Annotated in this window: 16 protein-coding genes and 1 pseudogene; 9 read left to right on the top strand and 8 right to left on the bottom strand. The window is 66.8% G+C overall.

Annotated features, from left to right (window positions below; all coding sequences use genetic code 11):
- The 3 genes from AC1DIQ_RS05540 to AC1DIQ_RS05530 all read right to left on the bottom strand — a co-directional run bounded on the left by AC1DIQ_RS05540 (nt 1) and on the right by AC1DIQ_RS05530 (nt 3429).
- Complete coding sequence (locus tag AC1DIQ_RS05540; protein WP_121036895.1) at nt 1-678, bottom strand: DUF3348 domain-containing protein; 678 nt, start codon at nt 676-678, stop codon at nt 1-3.
- 78 nt (nt 679-756) lie between these two features.
- Nucleotides 757-1905 (bottom strand): hypothetical protein, encoded by a 1149-nt coding sequence (locus tag AC1DIQ_RS05535; protein WP_478049592.1) that lies wholly within the window; start codon nt 1903-1905, stop codon nt 757-759.
- A 111-nt stretch (nt 1906-2016) separates the two neighbouring features.
- The gene (locus AC1DIQ_RS05530) at nt 2017-3429 is read right to left on the bottom strand and encodes an MFS transporter (RefSeq protein WP_478049591.1); all 1413 of its coding nucleotides are present in this window, start codon (nt 3427-3429) and stop codon (nt 2017-2019) included.
- Between the two features lie 93 nt (nt 3430-3522).
- Between AC1DIQ_RS05530 and AC1DIQ_RS05525 the strand changes: the two genes are divergently transcribed.
- From AC1DIQ_RS05525 to AC1DIQ_RS05500, 6 genes are all read left to right on the top strand, one after another.
- Nucleotides 3523-3936, top strand: a complete 414-nt coding sequence (locus AC1DIQ_RS05525; protein WP_121036892.1) for a host attachment family protein — start codon at nt 3523-3525, stop codon at nt 3934-3936.
- Nucleotides 3937-3945: 9 nt separating this feature from the next.
- Complete coding sequence (locus tag AC1DIQ_RS05520; protein WP_121036891.1) at nt 3946-4275, top strand: thioredoxin family protein; 330 nt, start codon at nt 3946-3948, stop codon at nt 4273-4275.
- A gap of 280 nt (nt 4276-4555) precedes the next feature.
- Nucleotides 4556-6043, top strand: coding sequence for a glycine betaine/L-proline transporter ProP (gene proP / locus AC1DIQ_RS05515; protein WP_121036890.1), 1488 nt, complete (start codon nt 4556-4558; stop codon nt 6041-6043).
- Nucleotides 6044-6149: 106 nt separating this feature from the next.
- The gene (locus tag AC1DIQ_RS05510) at nt 6150-8492 is read left to right on the top strand and encodes a GH92 family glycosyl hydrolase (RefSeq protein ID WP_478049590.1); all 2343 of its coding nucleotides are present in this window, start codon (nt 6150-6152) and stop codon (nt 8490-8492) included.
- A 91-nt stretch (nt 8493-8583) separates the two neighbouring features.
- Nucleotides 8584-8925, top strand: a complete 342-nt coding sequence (locus tag AC1DIQ_RS05505) for a type II toxin-antitoxin system prevent-host-death family antitoxin (RefSeq protein ID WP_121036888.1) — start codon at nt 8584-8586, stop codon at nt 8923-8925.
- Nucleotides 8926-8928: 3 nt separating this feature from the next.
- Entirely contained in the window at nt 8929-9552 is a 624-nt protein-coding gene (locus tag AC1DIQ_RS05500; RefSeq protein WP_121036887.1) for an ATPase, read from the top strand.
- Nucleotides 9553-9584: 32 nt separating this feature from the next.
- Here the strand turns inward: AC1DIQ_RS05500 and AC1DIQ_RS05495 are convergent, their stop codons facing one another.
- The 4 genes from AC1DIQ_RS05495 to AC1DIQ_RS05480 form a co-directional block, all read right to left on the bottom strand.
- Nucleotides 9585-10673, bottom strand: coding sequence for a catalase family protein (locus AC1DIQ_RS05495; RefSeq protein ID WP_478049589.1), 1089 nt, complete (start codon nt 10671-10673; stop codon nt 9585-9587).
- 23 nt (nt 10674-10696) lie between these two features.
- Nucleotides 10697-11194 carry a YciE/YciF ferroxidase family protein gene (locus tag AC1DIQ_RS05490; protein WP_121036885.1) on the bottom strand — a complete coding sequence of 166 codons (498 nt, stop codon included), beginning with the start codon at nt 11192-11194 and terminating at the stop codon, nt 10697-10699.
- A gap of 89 nt (nt 11195-11283) precedes the next feature.
- The gene (locus tag AC1DIQ_RS05485) at nt 11284-11862 is read right to left on the bottom strand and encodes a M23 family metallopeptidase (RefSeq protein WP_121036884.1); all 579 of its coding nucleotides are present in this window, start codon (nt 11860-11862) and stop codon (nt 11284-11286) included.
- A complete protein-coding gene (locus AC1DIQ_RS05480; RefSeq protein ID WP_478049588.1) occupies nt 11859-12479 on the bottom strand; it encodes a DNA-3-methyladenine glycosylase in 621 nt (206 codons plus the stop codon). The genes AC1DIQ_RS05485 and AC1DIQ_RS05480 overlap by 4 nt, the downstream gene beginning before the upstream one ends.
- Before the next feature lie 181 nt (nt 12480-12660).
- Between AC1DIQ_RS05480 and xth the strand changes: the two are divergent.
- Nucleotides 12661-13461, top strand: a pseudogene (gene xth, locus AC1DIQ_RS05475) (exodeoxyribonuclease III); the annotation flags it as partial.
- Between the two features lie 80 nt (nt 13462-13541).
- A complete protein-coding gene (locus AC1DIQ_RS05470) occupies nt 13542-14339 on the top strand; it encodes an AraC family transcriptional regulator (protein ID WP_152154324.1) in 798 nt (265 codons plus the stop codon).
- Nucleotides 14340-14349: 10 nt separating this feature from the next.
- Here AC1DIQ_RS05470 and AC1DIQ_RS05465 read toward each other — a convergent pair whose 3' ends face one another.
- Complete coding sequence (locus tag AC1DIQ_RS05465) at nt 14350-15573, bottom strand: MFS transporter (RefSeq protein ID WP_121036880.1); 1224 nt, start codon at nt 15571-15573, stop codon at nt 14350-14352.
- Nucleotides 15574-15775: 202 nt separating this feature from the next.
- Here AC1DIQ_RS05465 and AC1DIQ_RS05460 point away from each other — a divergent pair, with 202 nt between their 5' ends.
- Nucleotides 15776-19249 (top strand): autotransporter outer membrane beta-barrel domain-containing protein, encoded by a 3474-nt coding sequence (locus AC1DIQ_RS05460; protein WP_478049587.1) that lies wholly within the window; start codon nt 15776-15778, stop codon nt 19247-19249.
- The last annotated feature ends 83 nt before the right edge of the window (nt 19250-19332 follow it).

Here is a 19332-nt window from a genome sequence, read left to right as displayed (position 1 = left end):
TTAGTGGGTGCGAAGCGCTGCAAGCAGGCCTTCGATCGGTTGAAAACGGATATCCAGCTCGGCCAGCAGCAGGCTCTGCATGTCGCGGCGGAACACCTCGAGCCAGGCATCATCGGTGCCGTTATCGCGCAGGCGTTCGAAATGCACCCTCAGCAGCACCGGCACCTTGGCCAGCAGGCTGTACTCCCGCGCACTCAGGGTCTGCTCCATCAGCGCATCCACCTCGGCCAGGCGCGCCATCTCGGGCGAGCTGCGGGTCAGCATGTCGCGCAGGCGCCCCCGCAGACGGCTGGTGGCGCTGAGCATGGCGCGCTGCAGGCTGAGATAGCGCTCGCCGTACACGGTGTATTCGATGGGGGCGTCGGCACCGTCGGCGTCAACCACCCGGCGAGGCGGTTTGGTGGGCTCAGGTTCCTGAACAATACTCGCCTCCAGCGCCGCGCGGATCCGCTGGCATTCCGCGTCCTCGTCTGCATCGAAGTCCGGCCCCTCGACCGCGGCCGGCAGCCGGCCATCGAGCGCCTTGGACAACGTCACCGCCCGCGTCCAGTCCACCCACTCGCTGAGCCGGTCTGACAGGGCAGGGCCCGTCGAAGACAGGTTGCTCTCAGCGAGGCGGGCCAGCAGCCGGATGAAGGCCGGGCCCGGGACAGGCGTCCGTTGCGCGGTTTTGGCCATTGTTCCGGTTAAAACGATGAATTTTACACCGTAATGACCGGTGGCCGCCCGGCCCCGGGGTTCAGCCTCGGCGGGCCCTCACTTCGCCAGCAGGGGCCAATAGCCGTCCAGTTGCCGGCGCTGGCGGGCGGTGAGCTCACGGCCCAGTGCGGTCCTGAGCCGGTCCGCTTCAGCGGGCCGGCCGGCCAGGATCGATTCGCGCGCCAGTTCCAGGCGGGCGCGTTGGCGCACGCTGAGATTACCGAAGGGGTCGAACCAGGAATCCAGACGGCGCACATCCTTCACCCCGGTCCAGGTGAATCGTGCCTCGCCGGCGGCCGCCGCAATCTGTTTGTAACGCCCGATCGCCTCGGCGCGACTGATGCGGCCCTGCAGCAGGTCCAGCCGCGTCGCCAGCAACTGCAGCTCAGCGGCAGCGCTGCTGCCGGAGAGGGCGTCCACCGTTTCGCGCAGGAAGGCATCGTCGCGGTTGCCGGTCTGTGCCTGTCTGCCGAGCAGGTTGAAGCTGGCGACCGCGAAGCGGTACGCCGGCAGTTCCTGCCGCTGGATATCCGCATCGCTCGGGGCACCCAGGCTCGACGGCTGCACCACCACGATGCCGGGCTCATCGGCCAGCACAGCATCGATGTCGCGCTTGTGGAACTCACCGACCACCACGACCACGGTGCCGCCTGGATGCGCCCGCGCGGCCGCCGCGATGCGCTTGGCCTGCAAAAAGGTGCGATACAGGAACAGGCGACGCGGCAGGTCCTGCGCGGTACGTGTCGCTGGGGTGAGGCTCCATTGCGTGGAGCGCGCCACGTTCTGCGGATCGTCGGCGTGGAAAAGGGTCCGGTGCAATTGCGCCGGTTCGGGAAAGGTGAGGAACTGTTGGAAGCCCCGGATCGGCCGGATCTCAGGGATCGCCTCCAGGTCCATGCCGAAGCCCAGTTGCGCGTCTTCCGTCGAGGGATGCCAGTCGAAGGGGCACACGTCGATGTTGCGCTCCCGGGCGAACGGCACCACCACGTCCTGCACTTCGTAGGTGAACTCATAGAAATCGTTACGCGCAAATGCCTCCGGCGATCGCTCTATGCAGATCGCATCGGGTGCTGCGCGATCCAGGAACGCCGCCAGCACCGCCGGCCGATCCTCGCGCGCCGCCAGTTGTGCGGCATGATCCACGCCCAGCACGATCACCTGGGTTGCCGCTTCAGGCGGAGCGCCCCTTGCCGGCAGCGACAGCATCGCCAACACCACACCCACGACCAACATCCTGTTCATTACGGCTCCTGTGCACACGTTGTGTTTCACAGGGTGGCAGGGTGCAGAGCCGAATGCAGGTGCCGGAAGTTGTAGTCAGGTGCGTCTCTTCAACACGGCTACGGCCAGCTCAAGGGCGGCCAAGGCAACCAATGCCCAGATGAACACGGCCTTGCCGGCGGTGACCAGCAGCCAACCGCCGAAGGGCGGGAATCCGAAGATGCCGATGAAATAGGCGACGACAAACCAGGTCAGTGCTGCGTGGCGGTCTTCCTGGCGCGCTCCGTGGACCGCCCAGGTCTGAATCACCGGATAGAGCAGGCCGTAACCGGCGCCGGTGAGGACAGCGGCGGCAATCTGGAACGCCGGATGCACCGGCACCCAGAGCAGGCACGCCAGCCCTGCAATCAGGCAGCCCAACAGACAGCTGATCAACGGGGCCCGCGACCATGTGGGCAGAAGACGTGCCAGCAACAAGCGTGCTATCACGGCGGTGCCGGCGTGAACCGCAAAAAAGGTGGTGGCACTCGCCCGTGTACCTTCGCTCAGCGATCCCTGGAAGGCCATCATGCCGGAGAAGACGGCGCCACCGAATCCGGCCATCACAATCGGACGAATGGCGGCGCTTCTGCCGAGCGTGGCGATGCTGCGCACCCACGGTCGCAGCGCGCCCTCGCGTGGGCAACGCGGTTCACGCAGAGCGAATACGGCCAGCAGCAGTGAGGCCACCAGTCCGCCCACGGCTACGCCGATGAATGCAGTACTCAACGGAAACCCGCCGTGTGTCACTGCCAGCGCGAGCAGGATCGGGCTTCCGCAGATACCCGTCATCTGGAACGCGCTGAAGCGGGTGAAGGCAGTGCCCCGGGCGCTATCGGTCAGCCGCTCGGACAAGGCGAGGGGCGCACCTAGATAGAACATTCCCCAGCCCAGGCCAATCAGCAGCGCAGCCAGTCCAGGCAGGTGAGCCGGTTCCAATCCGCGGAGACTGGCCAGCAGGGCATAGCCGCAGGCGAGGGTGAACGCGCCCAGGGCCGCCAGACGCGCCGCATCGATCCGGCCAGCGCTCCAGCCAACCGCAGGAACACCGATCAGGGTGCCGATCAAGGCCATGCCAAGGGTGCTGCCAGCCTCGATATCGGTTCCGCCGTGCGCGCGGAACCATAGCGAGATGAGGAAGGTGGCGCCATAGCCCGCGGCGGTGAGCAGCGTGCCCAGCATGATGAACGGCGTCGATCTGGGGTGCATGGCGCATGTGCCTGAAGCAGGGTTGTCGATGCAGCGTCCGCCGTCGATGCGCTCGCTTGCGCGTTGTGCTGTCTGTCGCGACGCGCTTCGCGGGGGGCAAAAGGCGTGTGCGCAGTCTAGAAAGGCCGGGCATCCGAACAGTAGAGGCAAATGCGTCAATAAACGGAATCCAAACCACCGCCACGGCTGGCGGATCGACCTGCATCGGCGTTCTTGCGGCGGCGAACGATGCGTGCCTGCGGGGCTGCATACAGGATGCATACATCCCTATGCACTGCGCACACACTCGGTTGCCTACGGTGGACCCAGAGTCAGAGTGCAACCGCGCTCGGCTTTCCCCATAAGGAGTAGATGATGAGTCAGCAGATCCCCGAAGGTACCCTCGTTGTTGTCGCCGATGGCGGCTCGGCCCGCGTGTTCACCAACGTCGGCACGTCGCATAAGCTGCAACTCAAGCAGGAGGGGGAACTGCAGCTGCAGGCCGTCAGCGAAACCGGCGCGTCCGGGCAGGGCCCGTCCGGCTCGGTGCCGCAGGAAATGACGATTTCCCAGCTCAACGAGGCGACGTTTGCCAAGCAGGTTGCGGCGCAGTTGAACGAAGACGCGTTGAAGAACCGCTACGCACATCTGATCCTGATCGCCGATCCGCAGACACTGGGCCGTATCCGCCCACTGCTGCACAAGGAAACGCAGGAGCGCCTGATCAAGGATCTCGCCAAGGACTTCACCAACGCGCCGCTGGAGGACATCCAGCGCGCACTGTCCTGAGGACCGCCCATGGCCTTCGTGCGTGAGTACAGCCCATCGGACATCACCCGTGCCGACATCGATGCGGGCAGCGGATGGGTGCTGCTGGAATTCGGCACCGGCTGGTGCGGCCATTGCAGTGCCGCCCAGCCCCTGTTGCAGAAGTTCCTTGGCGGCTACGATGCGACGCACCTGAAGGTCGAGGATGGGAAGGGGCGGCCATTGGGCCGCTCCTTTGCCGTGAAGCTGTGGCCGACCGTGATCCTGTTTCGCGATGGCCAGGAAATCGCGCGGGCGGTGCGGCCGCATGAGCGCGAGGATCTGGCGCCGCTGATCGACGCGCTGGAACGCGGCCAGTAGCGCCAGGGAAACAGCTTGAAACACGCTGTTCCATGCGCCGCAGACACGCATGGAGGGGATCGAGTGCGCCAAGTGTAGTAATATGGTCCGCTTGATCACCCCCGGGCCATTGCCCGCTTCCTGGTCATCCTTCCCGCAGCGTCGCTGAGTCCACGCGGCCGTCCGGGATCGTCTGTTGCAACCCCTCCTCGCGCATCGCGCTGTGTCATCAGAGGCGGTATTTCCTGTGCCGTGCGCGGGACCTCGGGCGCCGCGATGGCCTGCTTCCAGGAGAAAGCAGATGCAGGACCTGCCTGCCGCACACGCTCATTTCGGCTGGTTCAAACGCCGCCGCCAGATGCATGTCGACGAAGTCACCGTCGTTGATCGCCCCATGTTGAAGAAGGCCGTTGGCGCCGCCGCGCTCGGCAATGCGATGGAGTGGTTCGATTTCGGTGTCTACGGCTACCTCGCCGTCACCCTCGGCCACGTGTTCTTCCCCGACAGCAGCCCGACCGCACAGCTGATCGCCACGTTTGCCACCTTCACCGTCGCCTTCCTGGTGCGCCCGCTGGGCGGGTTGGTTTTCGGGCCGCTGGGCGACAAGTACGGACGGCAGAAGGTGCTCGCGGCCACCATGATCCTGATGGCCGCCGGCACCTTCAGCATCGGCCTGATTCCCTCGTACGACCGTATCGGCATCTGGGCGCCGGCACTGCTGCTGCTTGCCCGCATCGTGCAGGGGTTCTCCACCGGCGGTGAGTACGGCGGCGCGGCAACCTTCATCGCCGAGTATTCGACCGACCGCAACCGCGGCCTGATGGGCAGCTGGCTGGAGTTCGGCACGCTGGGCGGCTACATCGCCGGTGCCGGCACGGTCACCGCGCTGCACATGGCCCTGAGCAGCACCCAGATGCTGGACTGGGGCTGGCGCATTCCGTTCCTCGTCGCCGGCCCGCTGGGTCTGCTCGGCCTGTACATGCGCATGAAGCTGGAAGAAACCCCGGCCTTCCGCGCGTATGCCGAAGAGGCCGAGAAGCGCGACCACGAACGCCCCGGCCTGGGCGCGTTGTTCCGCGTGCATTGGGCACAGTTGCTGATCTGTGTCGGCCTGGTGCTGGTGTTCAACGTGACCGATTACATGCTGCTCACCTACATGCCCAGCTATCTGAGCGTCACGATGGGCTACGCCGAGAGCAAGGGCCTGCTGCTGATCATCATCGTGATGCTGGTGATGATGCCGCTCAATGTGCTGGGCGGGTTGTTCAGCGATCGCCTGGGCCGCCGCCCGATGATCATTGGTGCCTGCATCGCGCTGTTCCTGCTGGCGATCCCGTGCCTGAAGCTGGTCGGCAGTGGCAATGACTGGCTGATCTTCCTCGGGTTGATGCTGCTCGGCGTGGCGCTGGTGTGCTTCACCAGCTCGATGCCGTCCACGCTGCCGGCGCTGTTCTACACGCCGGTGCGCTACAGCGCGCTGTCGATCGCCTTCAATGTCTCGGTTTCGCTGTTCGGTGGCACCACGCCGTTGGTGACCGCCTGGCTGGTGGAGCGCACCGGCGATCCGCTGGTGCCGGCGTACTACCTGATGGGCGCGGCGGTGATCGGCGTGATCACCATGCTGTTCGTGCGTGAGACGGCCGGGATGCCGCTGCGTGGTTCGCCGCCGGCGGTAGCCAGCGAGGCCGAAGCCCGTGCGCTGATGCACAGCGACGAGCCGGTCACGGTGGATGCGACCCAGCCGACGCTGCCGGTGGCTGCGGTGCCGGAGGATGCGCGTCCCGCGTAGGCGCCGTCCGCTCGGCCCGGCGCCGGCAACACCCGCACCGCAACATGTCAGCTCGATCGGCCAGTGCTAGGATCAACCTCACCTGAATCGATCTAAATTCAACGCCATGACAAAAACGGGGACGGTGCGGTGGTTGGGGCTCGCGGTAGGCGCGATGTTGGTGGCCGGCACGGCCACGGCGGCACCGGCGAAGCTCGGCGAACGCGCCTATGCGGCGGTCGATCCGTTCATCGGCACGGCCGGGGAGGGGCACACCTATCCCGGCGCGACCGTTCCGTTCGGGATGGTGCAGCTCAGCCCGGACACCCGCATCCAGCCGCGCGAGAAGGCGTATGGCTGGGCGGCGGGCTACCGGCATGACGACACCAGCATCGTCGGCTTCTCGCACACGCACTTCTCCGGCAGCGGCCATTCCGATCTGGGCGATGTGCTGCTGATGCCGGTGCGCACCGATGCCAGCCTGGAGCGGGGCGATCCGGACAAACCCGGCAGCGGCTATACCTCGCGCTTCCGCCACGACGACGAGCGCGCCGAACCAGGCTACTACGCCGTCACCCTGGATGATCCGAAGGTGCGCGCCGAGCTGACCACCAGCACCCGCGTCGGCGTGCATCGCTATACCTATCCGGCCAACCAGCCCGCACGCGTGCTGCTGGACCTGCGCACCAGCCTCTACGACTACCCCGGCAAGATCATGTGGTCGCGCCTGCGCGCCCGTGAGGACGGCACCATCACCGGCTTCCGCGAGACCCGCGGCTGGGCACCGGGGCGCCAGCTGTATTTCGCGATGCGCTTCTCGCGGCCGCTGACCGGTCACGCCTTCCACAACACCGAAACCGACATCGCCTACAAAGGCTTCCCGCCGCCGGGGCATCAGAGCCCGGCCCAGCGTGCGCAGATCGAAGGCCGCCAGCTGGTCGGCACCTTCGATTTCGGCACGCTGGACACGCCGCTGGTGGTGACGGTGGCGATCTCGTCGGTCAGCGAGGCCGGTGCGATCGCCAACCTGGAGAGTGAAGTACCGGGCTTCGATTTCGACCGTGTCCGTGCCGAGGCGAAAACGCAATGGACGCAGGCACTGTCGGTGCTGGATATCGACGGCCCCGAGCACGACCGTCGCAGCGCCTACACCGCGCTGTACCACAGCCTGCTCGGGCCGACCGTGTTCATGGACAGCGATGGCCAGTACCGCGGCTCGGACAATGCCGTGCACCGCGCCGAGGGCTATACCAACTACTCGACGTTCTCGCTGTGGGACACCTACCGCGCCCTGCATCCGCTGCTGACCCTGGTGCAGTCGGAGAAGCGCAACAGCGATTTCATCAATTCACTGCTCGCGCACCAGCACAACAGCGCCTACGGGATGCTGCCGGTCTGGGCGTTCCACGGTCAGGAAACCTGGTGCATGATCGGCTACCACGCCGTGCCGGTGATCGCCGATGCCTACCTCAAGGGCATCCGCGGGTTCGATGAGAACAAGGCGTTGGCGGCGATGGTGGCCACCGCGAATTACGGCCCGTACGACGGCATCGCGCAGTACCGCGAGCTGGGCTGGGTGCCGATCGATGAAGAAGGCGAGGCCGCCAGCAAGACACTGGAATATGCGTTCGACGACTGGACCATCGCGCGCATGGCCAAGGCGATGGGCAACACCCAGGTCGCCAGCGAGTTCGAGAAGCGCGCCACGAACTGGCGCAATGCCTATGACAAGGACACCGGTTTCATGCGGGCGCGCAAGCGCGATGGCAGCTTCCGCACGCCGTTCGATCCGAGCGCCAGCGGCTACGGCACGGATTACACCGAAGGCAACGCCTGGCAGTACTCCTGGTACGTGCCGCACGACGTGGCCGGCCTGGCCGCCGCGCACGGGGGCAGCGATGCGCTGCTGGCCCGTCTGGACCAGGTGTTCGAGGCCAAGGTCGACCCGTCCATCTTCGAGCACATGGAAGACATCACCGGCCTGATCGGCTGGTACGCGCACGGCAACGAGCCCAGCCATCACGTGGCCTACCTGTATGCCCATGCCGGCCAGCCGTGGCGCACCCAGGCCCGGCTGAAGCAGATCATGGATACCCAGTACGCCGACCGTCCCGATGGCCTGGCCGGCAATGACGACCTGGGCCAGATGTCGGCGTGGTACGTGTTCACCGCGCTGGGCTTCTACCCGGTGGCGCCGGGCAGCGGCGAGTACATCATCGGCCGTCCGTTCCTGCCCAGGGCGGCGCTGCATCTGCCCAACGGCAGGACCTTCACCATCGTCACCGACGGGCTGGGCAAGGGCCACGACTATGTCGGTTCGGTGACCCTCAATGGCCAGCCGCTGCAGCGCACCTTCCTGCGCCACGACGAGATCCTGGCCGGCGGGGAGCTGCGCTTCACCCTGCAGGCCGAGCCCAACAAGGCCTGGCCGGGACAGGGCGCCGAGCAGCCGTACTCGATGTCCCGCTGACCGGCTGCCGGCCCCCCTCTGGCCAAAATGGGATTTATGTCCAATTTGGCCAGAAGGGGTATAGTGGGCACATCCCGTCCTGGAGCGTGCCATGACCCTGCCACTGGATCTGCCCGGCCTTGAGAAGGCCACGGCCTCGTCGGTGAAAACCCGCGGCTGGCCCAGCCTGATGCGCACCGTCCGCGAGAAGCAGGCACTGGTGATCACCAACCACAATCACCCCGAAGCGGTGATCGTGGACATCAAGACCTACCAGGAACTGCTGGCCAAGGCCGCCGGCGGCGATGCCGACGAGCGCCTGGGCGAGCTGGAACGTCTGCGCGACGCCTTCGATACCACGCTGGCCAGCCTTGGCCGCGATGGCGGGTTGGGCAAGGTACTGGGGCAGCCGATCCGCCGCGGCCGCAAGGTTGCCCTCGGCAGTCCGCTCTGACCGATGGGACGCATTCTGGTGCTGGCCGGCGTCAATGGCGCCGGCAAGAGTTCGCTGCTGGGCATGTGGCTGGAAGAAGAAGGCCTGACCTGGTTCAACCCGGATACGTTCACCCGCCGCCTGGTGGAGACGGGCTGGTCGCTGGGCGAGGCCAATGCCGCGGCGTGGAACGAAGGCGCGCGCCGGCTGCGGCAGGCGATCGACGAAGGCACCGACTTCGCGTTCGAAACCACGCTGGGCGGCAATACCATCCCGCGCCTGCTACGCGAGGCCTGCGACCGCCACGATGTGGCGATCTGGTTCTGCGGCCTGCAGAGCGTGGCGCTGCACATCGAACGCGTGGCCGCACGGGTCAGCCGCGGCGGGCATGATATTCCCGCCGACAAGATCCGCGCCCGCTACGATTCATCGCGCGAGAACCTGCTGGCCCTGCTGCCGCACCTGGCTGAGCTGCACGTCTACGACAACAGTGCCCCGGCCGATGCCGATGGCGCCGAACCGCTGCCCGTGCTGCAGTTGGACCGCAACGGGCTGCACTATCCGGCCTCGGCGATCGAGCTGCTGCAGACCCCGGACTGGGCCAAGCCGATCGTGATGCGCGCCATGGAACTGCACGACATCCGCTGAGGCGCACCTCGCGCCTGCGCCCGAAGCTGGCCTCAGCCCACCGGCTCGTGGATCGGACACCCATTGAACCGCGAGCGGAACTGACGCGAGGCGGCCATCACCACGCGGCGCGCGCGATTCAAACCGCCGAGTGGACGATGCTCGGCCAGCGCGTGCCACGGCGCGAACGCCAGTGCATCCTCGATGCCGGGCGAGGTGTCGGGTTGCCACGCCTGCTGCTGCGCCACGCTCAGGCGCGCCACCGGGAGAAACGGGCTGTCGGCCTCGGGCCAGGCGACCGATGCATCCTCGATCGGCATGCGCTCCACGTCCCGGCACAGCTGCACCCGCAGCTCCCACTCCACCGGATTGGGGAGGTCGGTAAAGAAGGCCACCACCGCCTCGCGCTGTGCATCCTCGTCCGAGCCGATCTTGTCACCGGTCAGTGCGAGCAGGGCAGGTGAGACAGGGGCCAATGAGAATTTGGCCATGTACGGGCCGTAGAGGAAGGGCACCTGGGTGAAGAAAGTCTCCCCCAGCGGGTGATGCTGCGGCTCGCCGCCCATGCCCTTCAACGTGGCGCTTTGCCCGCCGAGCGCTTCAAGCGCCGCCTCCGCACTGCGCAACGTCGCCGAGATCATGCGTTTGGTGCGGGGCATCCGCTCGGTGGTGGCGGCCAGCAGTTTGGCCGCGCGCAGGAAGCCGGCCACGCCGGGTGTGTTGAAGGCCGGGCCGTTGACCATCAGGAAATCCTGCGTGTGCTGTTCTTCGGCACCTTCGGCACCTTCGGCACGTGGGCCTTCCACGCCGATCACCTTCAGCGCCATCGCGCGTGGAGTGGACACGGCATCGGGGAGCTGCTCGGCCGGCGGGGAGGAAAGGCGCACCCGTGCGTCGTAGCTTCCCGGCCGCGCGAACAGGCCGTGGCGCAGCTCCGCCGGCAATCCATCCAGCACGCGCAGCCGCCCCTTCAACAACCCCTGGCCCTTGGCATGGACCGCACGATGCGCATGGCCTTCCTGCTCGGCCACGGTCAACGCCATGCGCGCGAATACCTCGGTCAGCTCGCGGATGTGCGCGGCTTCGTCCGCGTCGGCGTGTTCGAGCGAGGCGTGGTAGAGAACGGGTGGGCGCAGCGACATGCAAGGCTCCTTTGTGGTGGCGATCAGGCCGCAGCGGCCTTGGCATTGCCGCCGCCGGCCAAGGCCAGCAGGGTCAGCTTCTCGTCGGTGTCTTTCTCTTCCTTGAGCGTTTCCAGCAGCAGTGGCACCGCCGCCTTGTAGCCCAATTGCTTGGCCAATGCGGCGATGGTGCCGTACGAGGCGATTTCGTAATGCTCGACCTTCTGCGCACCGCCGATCAGTGCGGCATCACGCACCGGGCCTTCTTCGATGCTGTCGATGGCCTCCTTGCCTTCCTCGACAAGGCCTTCCATCGCAGCGCACTTGATCCGCTTGAGCCGGATGCCCAGCAGTTCGACGACCTGATCGATGCGCTCGATCTGCCCCTGCGTTTCGTCCAGGTGCAGGGTGAAGGCGGCGGCCAGGTCCGGGTTGGAGGCGGCGCGCGCCATCCTGGGCAGCGCCTTGGTCAGCTGCTTTTCTGCACTGTAGATATCCGAAAGTTCGTGGATGAACAGGTCTTCTGCGGTCTTGATCGCCATGGAGGTGCTGCCGGTGGGTTTGAGCGTCCGACGCTAGGCGCGTGGGTGTTAGTCCGGTGCACTTTGTTGTGAAGGGGCTCTGCACGCGCTCAGGGCGCGTCTGGCCACGCTTTCAGCAAAGGCAGCGGATCGTAGGCGCCGTCGGCTCCATAGATGCCCCAGTGCAGATGCGGCGGCGTGCCCTTGGCATTGCCGGTGTCACCGACGTAGCCCAGCACGTCGCCCTGCGCGATGATGTCGCCACGCGCCAGGTCTTCGCGCCAGTCATCCAGATGGGCGTAGTAATAGCGCTCGCGCGCCGGCCCCATTACCCAGACCTGACGCCCGCCCAGGCCGCTCTCGCGGATATCGGCAACGATCCCCGGGGTGGCGCTGCGCACCTCGGTGCCCCGCTTGGCGAAGATATCCACGCCGGCATGCGTACGGTCGCGCCCGCGAGGTGCACCGAACGTATCGGCCACCTGGCGTGCGGCAACGCCGGCTACCGGCACAGGCAGGGCAGTGGGGGCGGGCATCTGCGAGAGGCGCCACAGCGCCCGGGGCGATTCGGCGATGGGGCTGTTCCACACCACCCCGGCCACCACGATGCAGACGACAAGCACGAACACCCGTACGAGCCAGCGTCGTACGCGGCGGGCGGGGGAGGTGGCGGACGGTGAGGCACTCACGATGTGGTCCCGCCCCTCTTCTTCGCCGCCGTGCGTCCCGACACATGCAGATGCGCCGGTACATGCCAGCGCCACGGAAACTCGATCGCCTTGCTGATGCCGATCCGCGGCCCGACCACCGGGGCCTGCGGTGGCGCCATCCCATCGGACACGATCCGGATGCCACGGTCATTGCGCACCAGATCCGCGCCGTCCAGGGCGTTGCTGATGCCCATCGCCTGCGACAGCCGGCCCGGGCCACTGGCCAGATCGCGCGCGCGCTTGATCGCCGGCCGCGCCTCCTGGATCAACGCCAGTCCCGCCACCGGCTCCAGCGCCCGCAGCAGCACGCCCCAGCCTTGGCCGATCTCGCCACACACCGCGTTCGAGCCCCAGTGCATGCCATAGCTGAAATATACGTACAGATGACCCGCTTCACCGAACATCGTGGCGGTGCGCGCGGTCATGCCGCGATACGAATGCGCCGCCGGGTCCTGGTCCCCTGCGTACGCTTCCACTTCCACGATGCGCCCCGCGCGACCGTCATCGCGCACCAGCAGCTTGTTCAGCAGCTCGGGCGCCACCTCGGCCGGGTGGCGCTGGTAGAAGCGCCGCGGTAGAACCTTCCACGTCTTCATGACCTTCCGCGCAATGGTTGCACCTTGTCAGCCTGGAACCAGCGCTTACTGTGACGCGGCGAGGGTCAATGCACGATCAAGGCGCCGGCATCGTCACGCCATGCTCGCCTGGCATTCGCGGCAGGTTGATTGGCGCAGGGCAATCCTCGAGGCCTGTCTCCGCCGCCATGCAGCACGTACCATGCCTGCCAGAAAGCGCCTGAAAATCGCGACCTTCAACGTCAACGGCGTGCTGACCCGGCTGCCGCATCTGCTCGCGTGGCTGGCGCGCGAACAACCGGATATCGTTGCCCTGCAGGAACTCAAGGCGACCCAGGAGGCCTTCCCGGAGGCCGCCATCCGCGATGCAGGCTACGGGTGCATCTGGCAGGGACAGCGCTCATGGAATGGCGTCGCGCTGCTGGCGCGCGGCCAGGACCCGATCGAGAGCCGGCGTGGCCTGCCTGGCGATCCGAAAGACGACCAGAGCCGCTATTTGGAAGCGGCTGCGCATGGTGTGATCGTGGGCGGCCTGTACCTGCCCAACGGCAATCCGCAGCCGGGGCCCAAGTTCGACTACAAGCTGACGTGGATGCAACGCCTGCATCGGCACGCGAACAGCCTGGTCGCGCTGCCGCACCCGGTCGCGTTGATTGGCGACTTCAACGTCGTGCCCACGGATGCGGATATCTACGACCCCAAATCGTGGCGCAAAGACGCGCTGCTGCAGCCCGAGGTGCGCGATGCGTATCAGGCGCTGCTCGGGCAGGGCTGGACCGACAGCCTGCGTGCGGTGCACGGTGACACGCAGATCTTCACGTTCTGGGATTACTTCCGCCAACACTTCGCCCGCGACCGCGGGCTGCGCATCGATCATCTGCTGCTCAATCCGGTGCTTGCGCCTCGCCTCAAGGACGCGGGCGTGGACCGCTGGGTGCGGGCGCTGGAAAAGCCCAGCGACCATGCACCGACCTGGATCGAAATCGTGGCGCCACCCAAGCCCCGATAGCCGCACCGGCCCGATATCGAAAACACGCTGGACACGCTACAGTCCTCCGGCAGGTCGTTTGCGAGGGTATTGCCATGCCATATCGGAAAAGGGACATCGCCCCAAGCGTCGGCGAAGGTAAACGCCTGCCGGCCGGCCCGGAAACGCCCGTGTTCTGCCGGGCGCGCGAGTATCCTGCCGGCACGATCATCGCGCTGCATCACCATCCGGACCGCCATCAACTGGTCTACGCCGAAACCGGCGTGCTGGTGGTTCAGGCCGGGGCAGGGCGCTGGGTAGTGCCCAGCACGCGCGCGATCTGGATCCCGGCCGGCATGGGCCACAAGGTCAGCTGCATCGGCGCGGTCGGCATGCGCAGCCTGTACATCCTGCCGCAGGCGATCGCCCACCCGCCGGCCAGCGCGTCAACCGTATCGGTGACGCCGTTGCTGGCGGCGTTGATCCATGCCGCGATGGAGGTGCCGCCAGCGTACCGGCCGGATTCGCGCGACGGGCGGCTGATGCAGTTGATTCTGGATGAGCTGCAGATGCTGCCGGTACTGCCGTTGCACCTGCCGCAGCCCGCCGATCCACGTTTGCAGGCGATCGGCCGGCAGCTGGAATCCATGCCCGACGATCCGTCCACCCTGCAGGACTGGGCCGGCCGCCTCGGCGTGGATGTCAAAACCATCCAGCGCCTGTGCGCACGCGAGCTGGGCATGACCTTCGGGCAATGGCGGCAACAGGCGCGCCTGCTGCGTGCACTGGAACAGTTGGCGCACGGCGAAAAGGTGATCGACGTGGCGCTCGCGCTGGGCTATGCCAGTCCGAGCGCCTTCACCGCGATGTTCAAAAAGCGCTTCGGCCAGCTGCCGAGTCAGTTCTTCCACTGAGGCAAACGCCTCAGTGCATCGTCGTCTTCGGCAGGAACGCCGTCGCCAGCCCGAGCAGTGGCAGGTACGAGGTGAAGTGGTAGACCCATACGATGCCATGCACGTCGGCCAGGTTGCCCAGCCCGGCTGCACCGATACCGCCGATGCCGAACATCAGGCCGAACATCAGGCCCGACACCATGCCCACGCGGCCCGGCACCGCTTCCTGCGCATACACCACCAGTGCGGCGAATGCCGAGGACATGATCAGCCCGACGGCCACTGCCAGCACGGCGGTGCCCATGAGGTTGGCGTAGGGCAGGGCGAGCGCGAACGGCGCCACGCCCAGGAAGGAAATCCAGATCACCGCCTTGCGACCGATCCGGTCACCGACCGGGCCGCCAATGAAGGTGCCCAGCGCGACCGAAGCCAGGAAGATGAAGAGGTACATCTGGCTCTGCTGCACGCTCAGGCCGAAGCGTTCGATCAGGTAGAAGGTGAAGTAGTTGGTAAACGAGGCGATGTACACGAACTTGGCGAACATCAGCACCGCGATCACCGCGATGGCCTGGATCACCTTGCCACGGCTCAGCCCGACGCCATGGCTCTTGGCCAGGCTCTTCATCTTGGCCTGACCATGCTGCACGGTCCAACCGGTGAGGCGGAACAGCACGGTGATGGCCAATGCGGCCGCCAGCATGAACCAGGCGATCGCACGCTGCCCATGCGGAATCACGATGACGGCGGCGAGCAGCGGCCCGATCGCCGAGCCGGTATTGCCACCGACCTGGAACGTGGATTGCGCGGTACCGAAGCGACCGCCCGAGGCCATCCGCGCTACGCGCGAGGCTTCCGGATGGAAGGTGGCCGACCCGATGCCAACGATGGCCGCGGCGATGAGCAGCATTTCGTAACTCGTGGCCATCGCCATCAGCGCGATGCCGACGAACGTGGCGATCATCCCCGAGGGCAGCAGATACGGCAGCGGCCGCTTGTCGGTGTACATGCCCACCCACGGCTGCAGCAGCGAGGCCGTGACCTGGTACACCAGGCCGATGATGCCGATCTGGCCAAAGGTGAGCGAGAACTCGCTCTTGAACATCGGGTACACCGCCGGCAGCACCGCCTGGATCATGTCATTGAGCAGGTGCGCGAACGCTGCGGCACCGACGATGCGGATCGCAAAGCCCTGGTTGGGGGCGGGGGTGAGGGGTTCGGTGGGGAGGACGGGCGGGGCAGCGGTTTCAGTGGTCATGGGGGCAGGATCAGGAGCGGATGGAGCCATGGGCATCGACGGGGCAAGCGTAAGCCGTGTATGGCACCGCGTCTCTCGCGATCTGGGCGGATATCGTCGCGTTAAGGACATGCCGGCGTCTGTGACATTACAACTAATTGCATATCTTCAAGAGGGCAGCGCTCCTAAAGTCGTCGGCTTCATAACGACCGGCTATCCCGACATGACCACTCGCACCCTCAGTCGCCTGAACCGTCTGCGCCCGCTTTCGCTCGCCATTGCCGCGACCTGCGCGTGCAGCGGGCCCGTCCTGGCCCAGAGCCTGGGGCCGGTCGTCGCCGATGGTCACCCGCTCGACGTCATCTCGGGCAGCTATGCGTCCGCCGATGACGGAGCCGCCGGGTATGTCTTCCACGCGCTCAATGGCGGCAGTATCGGCTCCGGCGGGCCCGTATCGCTTACCGCCAGCGGTGCCAATACGGCCGCCGCCCGCGCCGAAAGTGCTGGCACGCTCATCTTCGCTGCGGGCGACATCACCACCTCGGGGGCCAGTGCGGTTGGGCTTTCTGTCGCCACGGGCGGCCGCATCGAGCTGCAGGCCGATGCTGGCGGACAGGGCACCAGGGTCGCCACGAGTGGCCGGGGCAGCACGGCGGCGCAGGTCGATTCGGGCACGCTGGTGATGGGCAATGCGACGCTGGAAACCACCGGTAGCGGGTCGCACGGGCTGGTGGCCACCGGCACTGCGCAGGTGGAGATGGTGGGAGGCCGGATCCAGACCAGCGGTGACCGGTCCCACGCCGTGATGGCAGACAACGCGGTGGTGACGCTGCGCGATGCACGGATCCAGACCGGTGCCAGCTACTCTGACGGCCTGTATGCGCTCAATGGTGGACGCATCGAGGGCGACAACGTGCAGGTCAGCACCGCAGCCGATGGCAGCGCCGGGGCGCGGGTGGCGGGGGGCGCTACGCTGTCGCTGATCAATTCCGATCTCCACGTCGCCGGCGAATACGCCATGGGCGTTGAACTCAGCGGTGGCACCTTGCGCATCGAGAACAGTGCACTGCGCTCGGACCACGAGCGTGGCGATGGTGTTTACCTCAGGGCGAACAGCCGGGCCGACATCATCGGGACGACGATCACGGCCGGGGGCTACGGGATCAACATCAACGGCGACGGCAGCGATGTGCGGCTGAGCGATGTGGAGATCACCGCAAACCGGCGCAGCGGCATCTGGATGCCCAGAGCGTCTGCTTTGACCATGCTTCGCGGCAGCATCACCACCAGCGGCGATGGTGGGGTGGGCATCGACAATCGCCAAGGCGTTGCAACGCTGGATGGGGTGACGATGCACACCGGTGGCGCCTCGGCGCATGGTCTGTATGCGTCCTACGACACGGGTGGGCGGCAGCCGCTCTTCGAAGCCGATGGCGTCGACGTCACCACCACCGGCGCAGGCAGCATTGGTGCGGTCGCACGTCTTGGCGGCATCGTGCATCTGCGCGACAGCACCCTGCTGACCACTGGCGCCAAGGGATACGGCGTGCTCAGCGGTGGCCCGGGGGAGCTGACGCTGCGCGACACGCACGTGCGCACCCAGGGCCTGGAGGCCTATGCAGGCGTGGTCAATGCCAACGGCCGGCTGGATATCGATGGCGGCTCGCTGATCAGTGAGCGCCATGCTGCATTGTGGGTGCGTACCGCGCGCGAGGTGGCAGCACGCAACGGCGCCCAGCTGATCGGCGGCAATGGGACGTTGATGGATGTGGATGCTGCTTTCTCGAGCCCGTTCGAGCTCCACCTGGACCAGGATGTCTACGCGCAGGGCGACATCGCAATCACCCCGGAGGACATTGCCGCCGGCGTACCGGTACTGGCCGACATCCGCGTACGCCTCAACGGCCGTTCGCACTGGGTGGGCGCCACTACCGCGGTCAACCAGGTGGCGCTGTCCGACAACAGCCGCTGGACCCTCACCGGGGACGCCAGCGTCGGCCAGCTGAACCTGCAGGACAGCACCCTGGCCCTGTCGGCAACGGGCAGCACGAGCTTCAACCGGCTCACCGTGTCCGGCGACGTCGAGGCGAACAATGCGCTGCTGATCTTCAACGGCGCGCTGGGCGATGACACCTCGCTGATCGACTTCCTGCACGTGCGCGGCGACACTCGCGGCAGCGCGGGCATCCAGGTCAACAATGTGCACGGCCTGGGCGCGCAGACGAGCAACGGCATCCAGCTGATCCAGGTCGATGGCCGGTCCGATGCGGCTTACACCTTGAACGGGCGGGCCGTGGCAGGCAGCTATGACTATTTCCTGCACAAGGGCGGCGTCACCACGCCCGGCGATGGGGGTTGGTACCTGCGCTCTGCGCTGACCCCGACCCCGCCGGACCCGTGCGATCTCGACCCGACTGGCCCCGGCTGCGTCACCGTACCGCCGCCGGACCCGTGCGATCTCGACCCCACTGGCCCAGGCTGTGTCATCGTGCCGCCGCCGGAACCGTGCGATCTCGACCCCACTGGCCCAGGCTGCGTCATCGTACCGACGCCGGAACCGTGTGAGGCCGACCCGACCGGCCCCGGCTGCGTCATCGTACCGCCGCCGGAACCGTGTGAGGCCGACCCCGCCGGCCCTGGCTGCGGCATCGTACCGCCGCCGGAACCGTGTGAGGCCGACCCCACTGGCCCCGGCTGCGGCATCGTACCGCCGGATCCCTGCGAAGCCGCGGAAGGCGACACCGCCTGCGATCGCCCGCCGCCGCCGCAGATCGTGCGGCCCGAAGCGGGGGCCTATCTGGCCAACCAGGCGGCCGCCGTGTCCCTGTTCCAGCATCGGCTGCAGGACCGTAATGGTGCTGACGGCATGGGCGAGGTGCGCGGTGCCGGTTGGCTGCGTGTCAGCAGCAGCCAGACCCGGCAGGACGTCGCCGGGCAGCTGGCACTGACAGGCCGTGCAACGGTGCTGATGGGCGGCCTGGATGTGTTGCATTGGGGCGGGGCCAGCCAGGGCAGCGCCGGTGTGCTGCTGGCGGCCGGGCAGGCCTCGACCGACGTGCGTTCGCGGCTGAGCGGTTATGCGGCGACGGGCACGGTAAAGGGCGGTGCGCTGGGCATCTATGCGACGTGGCTGCAGCGTCCGGGCGAAGGAACGGGCGCGTATGCCGATGGCTGGGTCCAGCATGGCCGCTACCGCAACACCGTGCAGGGCATCGGTCTGGCGAAGGAGCGTCAGGACGCGCAGACGCAGGCCGCCTCGGTTGAGACCGGCTACGCGTGGGCCATGCGGATGCGCAGCGGGACCCAACTGATGGTGCAGCCGCAGCTGCAGCTCACCTACACCGACTATCGTGCCGACCGGATTACCGAACACAACGGCACCCAGGTCGCCGTCGGTGCCGCGGGGGGGCTTTCCTCTCGATTGGGCGTGCGCCTGAGTGGTGACGTGCGCACCGAGGAGCGCCGCGTGCAGCCGTTCGTTGCTGCGCACTGGCTTCACGAGGGTGGCGGAAACCGGATCTGGATGGACGATGCGCTGATCGAGGGTGCGGTGCCGAAGAACCGTTACGAAGTGCGCGGCGGTGCGATGCTGCAGTTGGGGACGCGCTGGTCGGCGTGGGGCGACCTCGGCCTGCAGCGTGGCGATGCTGGGTATCGCAGTGTGAGTGCGCAGCTGGGCCTCAACGCACGCTGGTAAGCAGCGGCAGTACGCAAAGCACCAGCAGGTGAGCAGCGTCTGGATCGGCAGGGCTGCCCTGTGGATGCGCATGCAGCGCGGTT

This window comes from Stenotrophomonas sp. 05L413 (assembly GCF_056397945.1).
This window is presented reverse-complemented; position numbering and strand designations above follow the sequence as displayed.